Origin of the sequence: Cohnella sp. (assembly GCF_041641335.1) — a bacterium.
Classification (GTDB): Bacteria; Bacillota; Bacilli; order Paenibacillales; family Paenibacillaceae; genus Cohnella.
Genome location: NZ_JBEPYQ010000006.1, coordinates 101,460 through 111,526 on the forward strand (window position 1 = coordinate 101,460; position 10,067 = coordinate 111,526).

General features: G+C 57.5%; 8 protein-coding genes. 7 read left to right on the plus strand and 1 reads right to left on the minus strand.

The annotated features are described in order from the left end of the window. Nucleotides 1-191: 191 nt before the first annotated feature. The 7 genes from ACESLM_RS03395 to ACESLM_RS03425 all read left to right on the plus strand — a co-directional run bounded on the left by ACESLM_RS03395 (nt 192) and on the right by ACESLM_RS03425 (nt 8,361). Nucleotides 192-1,568, plus strand: coding sequence for an aldehyde dehydrogenase (locus tag ACESLM_RS03395; protein ID WP_372629971.1), 1,377 nt, complete (start codon nt 192-194; stop codon nt 1,566-1,568). Nucleotides 1,569-1,638: 70 nt separating this feature from the next. After that, on the plus strand, nt 1,639-2,787 hold the full coding sequence (locus ACESLM_RS03400) for an alanine racemase (protein WP_372629958.1): 1,149 nt from the start codon (nt 1,639-1,641) through the stop codon (nt 2,785-2,787). Continuing rightward, nucleotides 2,784-4,100 carry a D-arabinono-1,4-lactone oxidase gene (locus ACESLM_RS03405; protein ID WP_372629959.1) on the plus strand — a complete coding sequence of 439 codons (1,317 nt, stop codon included), beginning with the start codon at nt 2,784-2,786 and terminating at the stop codon, nt 4,098-4,100. The genes ACESLM_RS03400 and ACESLM_RS03405 overlap by 4 nt, the downstream gene beginning before the upstream one ends. Nucleotides 4,101-4,105: 5 nt before the next feature. Next, nucleotides 4,106-4,642, plus strand: coding sequence for a DUF1904 family protein (locus ACESLM_RS03410; protein WP_372629960.1), 537 nt, complete (start codon nt 4,106-4,108; stop codon nt 4,640-4,642). A gap of 22 nt (nt 4,643-4,664) precedes the next feature. Further along, complete coding sequence (locus ACESLM_RS03415) at nt 4,665-5,606, plus strand: metallophosphoesterase family protein (protein ID WP_372629961.1); 942 nt, start codon at nt 4,665-4,667, stop codon at nt 5,604-5,606. Nucleotides 5,607-5,892: 286 nt separating this feature from the next. Then, entirely contained in the window at nt 5,893-7,983 is a 2,091-nt protein-coding gene (locus ACESLM_RS03420) for an Ig-like domain-containing protein (RefSeq protein WP_372629962.1), read from the plus strand. A 114-nt stretch (nt 7,984-8,097) separates the two neighbouring features. Then, nucleotides 8,098-8,361 (plus strand): DUF1294 domain-containing protein, encoded by a 264-nt coding sequence (locus ACESLM_RS03425; protein WP_372629963.1) that lies wholly within the window; start codon nt 8,098-8,100, stop codon nt 8,359-8,361. Between the two features lie 363 nt (nt 8,362-8,724). Here ACESLM_RS03425 and ACESLM_RS03430 read toward each other — a convergent pair whose 3' ends face one another. Continuing rightward, nucleotides 8,725-9,912 (minus strand): IS4 family transposase, encoded by a 1,188-nt coding sequence (locus tag ACESLM_RS03430; protein WP_372629964.1) that lies wholly within the window; start codon nt 9,910-9,912, stop codon nt 8,725-8,727. Between the last annotated feature and the right edge of the window lie 155 nt (nt 9,913-10,067).

The following is a 10,067-nucleotide window of genomic DNA, read 5'->3' on the forward strand; positions in this document are numbered from 1 at the left end:
GTCGGGAATAAGCACGCCGCACGGCGCTACCGAGCAAGCACGCGGGAGGGAGAGAGGGCGTCATAAGGTATGAGTTGTCAGAAAACTCTTTACATCAGGGTCTATTTACCTAGATAATCAAATTGAAACCGGAGCGGCCGCGAGCCGACGAAGGAGAGAACGCATTGAATTCTCAAATTTCGAACCCATCGATTGAATCGCACGAAATAGACGCCGTCATCGAGCGGCAGAAGCAATATTTCCGGACAGGGGAGACGAGATCCGTCCCCTTCCGCAGGGAGCAGCTGATCAAGCTGAGGGAAGCGGTGCTGCGATTCGAGCCGCAGCTGCTCGCCGCGCTGAAGGAGGACTTGAACAAGTCAGAGCAGGAAGCGTACACGACCGAGATCGGCATCGTGCTGTCCGAAATCCGCACTGCGCTGCGGCACGTCCGGCGCTGGTCGAAGCCGGAGAGAGCTCGCACTCCGATGACTCATTTCGGAGCGAGCAGCCTAATCGTTCCGGAGCCTTACGGGACAACGCTCATTATAGGACCTTGGAATTATCCGGTAAACTTGATGCTCGTGCCGGTCGTATCGGCGATCGCCGCCGGCAACACGATCGTCATGAAGCCGTCGGAGATGGCGCCCGCCACCTCCCGCGCGTTGGCGGCGCTCGTGCGCGAGACGTTCCGTCCCGAATACGCGACGCTGATCGAAGGAGAAGCGTCCGTCAGCACGGAGCTGCTGAAGCGTCCGTTCGATCACATTTTTTTCACCGGGAGCCCGCAGGTCGGACGCATTGTCATGGAAGCCGCCGCGAAGCAGCTCATCCCCGTCACGCTGGAGCTCGGCGGCAAGAGCCCGTGCATCGTCCACAAGGATGCCCGCCTCTCCCTTGCTGCCAAGCGGGTCGTATACGGCAAGCTGACCAACGCCGGGCAGACGTGCGTCGCGCCCGACTACTTGCTCGTGCACAGAGAGGTCAAGGCGGTGCTGCTTAAGGAGATCGCAAGCGTCGTTGAAACCTTTTACGGCCAAGATCCGATTCGCGACCCGGATTACGGACGAATCGTGAACGAGAGGCATTACCGCAGGCTGCTCGGATACTTGTCCGACGGCCGCATTGCTTACGGAGGCCAGTCCAACGACGCAAGCTTGAAAATCGCCCCGACGCTGCTGGAAGACGTACCGCCGAATTCGAAAGTGATGTGCGAGGAGATCTTCGGTCCCATTCTTCCGATACTCGAATACGAATCTACCGAGGAGCTGCTCTCGATAATGCGGCAAAATCCGAAGCCGCTGGCCCTGTACGTATTTTCGGAAAACAAGCAGTTCCAGCAGGACATCATCCGCGAGGTGCCGTTCGGCGGAGGCTGCGTCAACGATACGCTCATGCATTTGGGCACGCCGTATTTGCCCTTCGGCGGCGTAGGCACGAGCGGCATCGGCAGCTATCACGGCGAACACGGCTTCAGGACGTTCTCCCACTACAAGAGCGTACTGAAGCAGACAAGCCGCTTCGACTTCCCATTCCGTTATCCGAAAGCGAAAAACGGATTAAGCATCATACGCAAGCTGCTTCGATAATACGACGAGAGGAAGGATCCTTCTGACGCCCGATTATGCGACGTATAAGCAAGCGTTCGCGAATGTTCCGATGCCGTTCGCTTATTTGGACCGGGATTTGCTGGATCTCAACATTCGCCATATCGCCGCCGCGGCCGGGAGCAAGAAGATCCGGATCGCCAGCAAGTCGATCCGTTCCGTGGAGGCGCTTCGCTACATTTTAGGATCGGACGACCGGTTCCAAGGCTTGATGTGTTACTCGGCGGCGGAAGCTTGTTTTCTGGCGGGAAAAGGGTTCGACGATCTGCTGCTCGGTTATCCGACTTGGGAGGCTTCGGGTATCGGACGCTTGGTCGATCTGATCGGCGAAGGGCGCCGAATCGTCTTTATGACGGATTGTCTCGAACATGTCGAGCGAATCGAGCAGTTTGCCCTGGCGCGCGGAGTGCGCGTGCCGTTGTGCCTCGATATCGACATGTCGTCCGATTATCCGGGACTGCGATTCGGCGTATGGCGCTCCCCTCTGAGCGGATGGGATAACGTGCGCCCGGTCGCGGAGCGGATCGTCCGGTCCGAATGGGTGCGGCTCGAAGGCATTATGGGTTACGAGGCCCAGATCGCCGGAGTCGGGGACAGCGCTCCCGGCGCCGCGCTTAAGAACGGCCTGATTCGCTTGATGAAAAAACACTCGATCCGCGAGGTGGCGGAACGCAGAAGGGAAATCGTGGAGAAGCTTCGCGCGATGAACGCGGCTCCCGCGCTCGTGAACGCGGGAGGCACCGGGAGCTTGGCCAGCTCCCGCGAGGAAGAGGTCGTGACGGAGCTGACGGCGGGCTCGGGTTTTTATTCGCCGGGGTTGTTCGATTATTACCGCGATTTCCGCTATGCTCCGGCAGCCGGATTCGCCGTCGAGGTCGTCAGGAAGCCGCGCGCGGACATCGTCACCTGCATGGGGGGAGGATACGTCGCTTCCGGGGCGGCGGAGAGGACGAAGCTCCCGAAACCTTTTTTGCCGGAAGGACTGGAATTGCTGCCGCTGGAAGGAGCGGGAGAAGTACAGACGCCGCTTCTCCGCAAGGGGAACGCGGAGACGGAGCTCGCGCTCGGCGATCCCGTGTTTTTCCGTCATGCGAAGGCGGGGGAGCTGTGCGAAAGATTCGATTCCTTGTACGTCGTCTCCGATGGAGCCGTCGTCGACCGGTTTGCGACCTATAGGGGCATGGGGGAAAACTTCTTATGATGAAGAGCGGACGCAAGTGGAGGAATTGGTCGGGAATCGTAAGCGCGACGCCGCGGACGGTTCTGTATCCTCTGCATATCGAAGAAGTTGTGGACGCCGTCAAGCTGTGCCGCAACGAAGGGAGAACGCTGCGCGTGCTCGGCTCGGGACACTCGTTCACGGCGGTCGCCGCGTCGGACGACGTCTTTGTCTCGCTGGACCGGATGCAGGGCATACTGCATGTGGACAGGGAAGTCTGCACGGCAACGGTATGGGCCGGCACGAAGCTGCGCATGCTCGGAGAGCTGCTGCATTCGGAAGGGCTGGCGCAGGAGAACCTCGGGGATATCGACGTCCAGTCGATCGCGGGCGCGATCAGCACCGGCACGCACGGAACCGGGCTGGCGTTCGGGAACATTTCTACGCAGGTAGTCGGCCTGACGGTCGTGACCGGTACCGGCGAAGTGCTGGACGTGACGGAGAAGTCGCATCCCGAGCTGTTCAAGGCTTTGCAGATTTCGCTCGGCGCTCTTGGCGTGATCGTCCAGGTGACGCTGCGGCTGCGGCCCTCGTACAAGCTGAAATACGAGAGCGCCCGCGTGCCGCTGTCCGACTGCCTGGGGCGATTGGACGAGTTGGCCCGCGAGCACCGAAACTTCGAATTTTACTGGTTCCCGTACGCGGAGCCGTGTCAGCTTAAAGTGATGAACGAGACGGAGGAGCCGGCCACTCCGGGCAAAATAACCGGATACCTGAGCGATGTCGTGCTGGAAAACGTCGTGTTCGGCGCTTTGTCGGGCCTGTGCCGATGGGTGCCGCGCATGAGCGCGCCGGTAAGCCGGCTGTGCGCCGCCGCCGTGCCGACCGGTAGCAAAGTCGAGCATAGCCATCGCGTTTATGCGACGAAGAGGCTTGTTCGTTTTAACGAAATGGAGTACAATCTACCGATCGAGGCGATGGAGTCCGTCATCCGGGAGATGAGGGAACAGATGGAACGCGGCGGTTATCGTGTCCATTTTCCGATCGAATGCCGCTTCGCCAAGGGTGATCAGATCTGGCTGAGTCCTGCCTACGCGAGGGATTCCGCCTATATCGCCGTACATATGTATCGGGGTATGCCTCACGAGCGTTATTTTGCGGATATGGAGCGGATTTTCCTGCGGTATGGGGGACGTCCTCACTGGGGCAAGCTGCATACCTTGAAGGCCGCGGAGCTGCGGAATGCCTATCCGATGTGGGACAGGTTTCAGGAGCGCCGAAGAGCGATGGACCCTGAAGGTATTTTCCTGACCCCGTATCTGCGAAGCTTGTTCGGGATCGAAGCGGAGAAATAGTTAAAATGCGTGTTCAAAAAGTTCGGTTTATTAAAGAAGGAGTTGTCCGGATCATGCCTCATCTGCTGTTCCGGGGCGTAACGCCGGAGCAAGTCCGCTCGATTAGCGCGCCGCTGGTCGCGGAGCTGGCTTCCGTGTGCCGGTGCCCCGAAGATTATATGATGTTGGAGTGTTTACATACGACCGCTTTGTTCGGAGGGGAGATCGTTCCTTCCTATCCGTTCGTCGAGGTCGCCTGGTTCGACCGGGGAGCCGAAGTGCGGGACCTCGCCGCGGCTTGCATCGACCGCCACGTTCGTTCGCTGGGGGTGCCCGAGCTGGAGATCGCCTTCCGCAATTACGAACGGGAGAGCTACTACGCTAATGGGGAAAGGCTTGGCGAATCGGCGGAGGAACCGGCCAAGCGGGACGCGCAAGCGCTGCTGGAGGAGAACAAACGGCTTAAGGACGAACTGCACAAAGCGAGAAAAGCGATTCAGTCGAAGTCCGGCGTCTCGGGTTCGAGCATGTCAAGCAAGCTCTATGATGCGTTAAGAGAGTAGACCGCGATAGTGAGGTTGGAAGATGGCTGCCAATCTGAAATTTCGCTCCGACGGAACGTTCACGATCGTGCAGTTTACCGATCTGCACTGGACGGACGGGGGCAAGAAGGATTCGCTTACCCGTTCCTTGATGAAGAGGGTGCTGGAGGAAGAGCGTCCGGATCTGGTCGTGCTGACCGGGGACGTGATCGACAGCCTGCGCTGCGCCGATCCGGTCCGATCATATCGCGACGCGTTGTCCGTCGTCGAACAAAGCGGAGTTCCGTGGGCGGCGATCTTCGGCAATCACGATTGCGAAGGGAAAGTGTCTCGGACAACGCTGATGCGCGTGCAGTTGGAATTGAACGGCACGATTGCGGAGCCTGGACCGGACGATGTTGCCGGAGTCGGCAATTTTGCCGCGACGATAGAGGATGCGAAGGGGCGCGCGGGAGCGGCGCTCTATTTTGTCGACAGCGGAGCCTACTCCGAGCTTCCTGGCGTGGCCGGGTACGACTGGATTCGCGCGGATCAGATCGCTTGGTACCGGGAGCGGTCGGAAGCGCTTCGGAAGGCGAACGGGGGCGATCCGGTCCCGGCGCTGCTGTTCCAGCATATTCCGCTTCCGGAATACCGCGAAGTATGGAACTCGCGCATCTGCTTCGGCCATCGCTATGAAAAGGTGCACGCTCCGCGGATCAACTCGGGGCTATTCGCCGCGCTGGTCGAGACGGGAGGGGTGACGGGCGTATTTTGCGGACACGACCATATCAACGACTACTTCGGCGAATGGCATGGCATTAAGCTGGTTTACGGCAGAGCGACTGGCTATAACACCTACGGCAGATGGTTTTACCGGCGCGGCGCACGAATCATCTGCCTTCGCAGCGGAGAGCCGGGCTTCGAGACATGGCTGCGGCTGGCGAACGGCAGGAAAGTCGCGACTCCCGAACGCCACTTGCCGAATTGGTTTTCACGCGCGTAGGGGGCCCCGAATTCTCGCCCGATGCTCGACAGAAGCGGTTAACGCGCCCCGCTAGTCCCCGATTCTCCGCCCGATGCCCGACAGAATCGGTTAACGACGTTTAGCCAGGCTGCTGGAGGGGAAATGGCAGCACCAGGCGATGGACAAGTTGTTACTTTTCGTATCTGAATATCCTAAATTTTTTCTCATAAAAGAAACAAAATGTATCTCATCTGCGTTATATCCTATACCGCCGCAACCTGATCGTCCTTAGCTAAGCGGGCGGTGGATAAGAGGAGGTAGCGGGATGAGAAAAATCGTAGCGGGATTGATCGCGCTGCTGATGGCGTTCGGCGTTCCTTTGGCCGCTTGGGGAGCCCCGAACCTGTCGACGGAGCAGAAGTTCGAGGAGCTTAGGCAGAAGAACATCTTCACCGGTTTTGCCGACGGAAGCTCCCGGCTGTACGATCCTATGTCGCGGGAGCAGCTGGCCGCCGTGCTGTACCGCCTGCTGGAGCTGCCGGCCGGACGCTCAACACCGAGCTACAACGACGTCTGGAAGACGCGCTGGTCGTTCCAGGAGATCGAGGCGGTCACGCGGGCGGGTCTGATGAACGGAACGAAGGCGAGAACGTTCTCGCCGACCAGCAACGTGACCGTCGAGCAGTTGGCCGCCATTCTGGTCAGGAGCTACGGCTTGAGCGGATCGGGATCGACTCCGATTACGGGACGCGTTTCCGCTTGGGCGAGAGGAGCGGTCAGCCTGGCGCTGGACCGCAAGCTGATTCCGCAGCTCAGCGACTACACGGTGGACGCGACACGGGGCTTGCTCGTGGAAGCGGCCTACGAGATCTACGAGGAGATGCACGTCAAACCGCTGTACGTGCGCTCCGTCGAGCAACTGACGAATCAATCGATCAAAATCCAGCTGTTCCAATGGGCGGACCCGAACGACCCATCGATCGACCGCGGCAGATTCGTCGTCAAGGACGTATACGGCAATACGCGCAACGTACTGCAGACGTCGGTCTCCCAGGACGGGATGTCCATCGTGCTGTGGACGGACCGGCAGCTCGGAGGCGTGCTGCATACGGTCACGATCGACGGCGCGACATGGAGCTATATGTCCGCGCAGGAGGATACGACGAAGCCGCAGATTGTGACGCAGCCGGTCAAAACGGCTCACCGGACGTACGAGCTGACGTTCTCCGAGCCGGTGGAACAAAACTCGGCGACGAGTGCGGCCAACTATCGGCTGAACGGAGGTCTCCGGGTCACGGGCGTCAAGCTGTCCGACGACAAGCGCAAAGTCACGTTCACGACTTCGGAGCAGACGGACGGACGCAATTACCAGTTGACGGTAAGCAACGTGAAAGACCTTGCGGGCAACGTGATGGATACGCGCAGCGATCTGTACCTGACAGGAAGCAACGACAGCACGAAGCCGAAAGTGGCGGAAGTGAATATCGACGTTACGACGGCGCTCATCTCGGTGAAGTTCAGCGAGAAAATCGATCCGAGGCACGCGGTGCTGACGCAGCACTACTCGATCGACAAAGGGCTTAACGTCGTTCAGGCGACGCTGGATGGAGACGGAAGGACCGTTATCCTGAAGACGACGCCGCAGCGGGACGCCACGTATTACACGCTGACGGTGAGCGGCATTCCCGATCTGGCGGGCAACGTGATGGATACGTCGACGAACTGGAGGTTCGGCGGCGTGGCCAATCCGGTCGAGCAGGCAGGCCTGCAAAGCGCGGTTGCGATCAACAAAAATACGGTGGAGCTGACGTTCAATCGCCCGCTGTCCGACGCGGACGCCGGCGGCGTCAAGCTCGGAAGCATGACGGACAACGGGGCGGCGATGTCCATGTCCGACTGGAGCGCGTTCGTGCAGCGGAAGCCGGGCAGCGACAGGGCGGTTACGATCCAGTACCGGACGAAGTCCTCCGGCAATCCCGACCTGTTCCGCTCCGGGCACGTCTACACCGCGCGCGTGTCGGGCATAGCCGGGCTGAATACGGCAGGCGGAGCGGACACGGCCGTATTCGCCGGCACGGTCGTCGACAATGCGATTCCGTTCGTCGCGCAGGCGACCGCACTGGATCGCAACACGGTTAAAGTGGTGTTCAGCGAGCCGGTCAAAAACGTGAAAGCTTCCGCATTCCACCTTCGCGAGATAGACGGGCGGGGGAGAGACATCGACATCGATTACGTCGATCAGGGAAATCCGGGCAAGATCGTGACGGAAGCGGTGCTGAAGCTGGATGACGAGCTGCGGGCCAACCGTCGATACGAGCTGACTTTCCGGGCGAATTCGGTTACGGACGCGGCCGGCTGGAACGGGTGGAAGACGAAGGAAGGCGATAACGAATTCGCGGTGCGGTTCAATACTTGACGAAGTTGCGTATACCCAAACCCGGCCGGCGGAGTTACAATGGTCAAGTAGTCGAGCAGCCAGGAGCCGCGACCATAGGCTCCGAGAGGCAACAATGGCACGGAGGGACAGGGAATGTACGCAGCAATCGGATACTTGATCGTCGTTAATCTGATCGCATTCGGCTTAATGGGGCACGACAAAGGCCGGGCCAAGAAGGGCGGGCGGAGAGTACCGGAGCAAACGCTGTTTCTGTGGGCCGCCATCGGCGGTTCCATAGGCGCGATCGCGGGGATGAGGATGTGGCGGCATAAGACGAAGCACGCTTCGTTCACGATCGGCATGCCGGGGATTTTGGCCGTACAACTTGTTGTCGCCAGCTGGTGGTACTTGAAGTAACCTTCGGAGACGAAGGGGCTGAACCATAAGCTGTTTTTTACAGTATGGGACAGTCGAAGACTTGAACAAAAAAAGCGCTAGTTCGAGGGTTAAATACTCCCGGAACTTGCGCTTTTTTGCTACATGGCCGCTCATATGATGAAGTTGTGGACAAGTGAAAGCCACCCGACTTCCAAGCTGGGGGCCAAAAAAGTCACTATCCATGCATCAAACCTCACATGACAACACAGGGATCAACCATAATCCAATATTGTGATTGGATCTCATATTTTTCCATACCACTCTCTTCGCAGTAAGCCAAAAAATCAGAGCAGGAACAAGAGACGCGATTTTCCACAAAATTGGATATTCATTTATCGTTGCCTAACGCAGGATGACGCGCTGATTCTCTTCGACAAGCTTGACTCGATCCGTCTTCTGTCGTCCTCTAGATTTCCTTGACGGGACCCGATTCAAAGCGGCGAGAAATTGCTGCCAGCTATGATAGAAATAGGCTCGAAGCAGCTTCAAAACCTCCCATTGACTCTTGGTCGTTTGCAAGCCGAGTTTGACCAAAAGGCTGACGGCATAAGCGATCAGCGATAGAAATACGTGGTTCCAAACCGCTTCTTGTTCGAAGCTATGCAATTTAACCAGCTTGAGATGCTGTTTCACCCATTTGAAAAACAACTCGATTAGCCAACGATTCTTATAGATCTCGGCAATCTCCAAGGCTGTTAGGTCCCAGCGGTTCGTCACAACACGATATCGGCGTCCTTTAAGATCCTCGAATTCGACGAGTCGCAGATGCGTCGTTGATTTTCGCATCGTCACATCGGCATCCTGAAGAATACGAACGGAATTGGAGCATGGAAGCTCGCGTACGGGATCTGATACCGGAAATAGCTGAAGACAATCTCGAACACGTGTGACAAATCGAATGTCGTCTGCCACCAGTTGTTCGAAGTGCGTACGCTTTTCATATCCTCGATCCATGACATAGGTCGCTTCCCGATCGAGCGCCAGTTCAAGGGTCAGATTCGATTCTTGGACATTGGCCGTCGTGCCAATGATTCGGTCAGGGAAAGTGGTGTAGGGATCGGCGACAATGAGACGAACATGGAGCCGCACCGCAGTCTTGCGAGAACCGCACCGTGCCCACCTGCCCAAGTAGTGCGGCATACTGATGTCTGTTGCATCTACAAGATGAAGTCGACCGATCGAGTCGGAGATCCCTTTACCGGACTTGGTTAACGTATCGATTCGAGCGACCAGATCATAGAACAACTGTTGCAAGCCTTGCGTGCACAAGGCCTTGGTTTTTCGAGACAATTGGGCGCTGCTAATCGAATCCACCCCAACGGCTTTGCGTAGGGCAGGGTGTGCCTGAAGCTGTTCCGAGATAACATCGTAGGACTGAAGCTGCAGTAACTGAGCAATGACATGAAGTTCGATGGCATTCCCGCTAAAGAGCTTTTTGGAACGATGATCATCAAAAGGCGAACGGTAACCTGACACATTAAGTACGTTTAGGCATTGACAAATGACGCTAATCTTTTTATTGTTATCCATGCGGGGCTCCTTTTTTGGAGAAATGATGGATAACGCGTCATTTCTACAATAAAGGAGCTTTTATGTGTTTGACTACGAAAAAGCAATCATAATATTCCTAATATAGGTAATTATGGCGAGTAATTTTTCATGTTAGGTTTGATGCATGAGTAGTG

What these genes read in the sequence shown, in the direction of transcription:
- ACESLM_RS03400 (WP_372629958.1), top strand. Translation starts at nt 1,639, where the DNA reads ATGCCGTTCGCTTATTTGGACCGGGATTTGCTGGATCTCAACATTCGC.
- ACESLM_RS03405 (WP_372629959.1), top strand. Translation starts at nt 2,784, where the DNA reads ATGATGAAGAGCGGACGCAAGTGGAGGAATTGGTCGGGAATCGTAAGC.
- ACESLM_RS03410 (WP_372629960.1), top strand. Translation starts at nt 4,106, where the DNA reads ATGCGTGTTCAAAAAGTTCGGTTTATTAAAGAAGGAGTTGTCCGGATC.
- ACESLM_RS03415 (WP_372629961.1), top strand. Translation starts at nt 4,665, where the DNA reads ATGGCTGCCAATCTGAAATTTCGCTCCGACGGAACGTTCACGATCGTG.
- ACESLM_RS03420 (WP_372629962.1), top strand. Translation starts at nt 5,893, where the DNA reads ATGAGAAAAATCGTAGCGGGATTGATCGCGCTGCTGATGGCGTTCGGC.
- ACESLM_RS03425 (WP_372629963.1), top strand. Translation starts at nt 8,098, where the DNA reads ATGTACGCAGCAATCGGATACTTGATCGTCGTTAATCTGATCGCATTC.
- ACESLM_RS03430 (WP_372629964.1), bottom strand. Translation starts at nt 9,912, where the DNA reads ATGGATAACAATAAAAAGATTAGCGTCATTTGTCAATGCCTAAACGTA.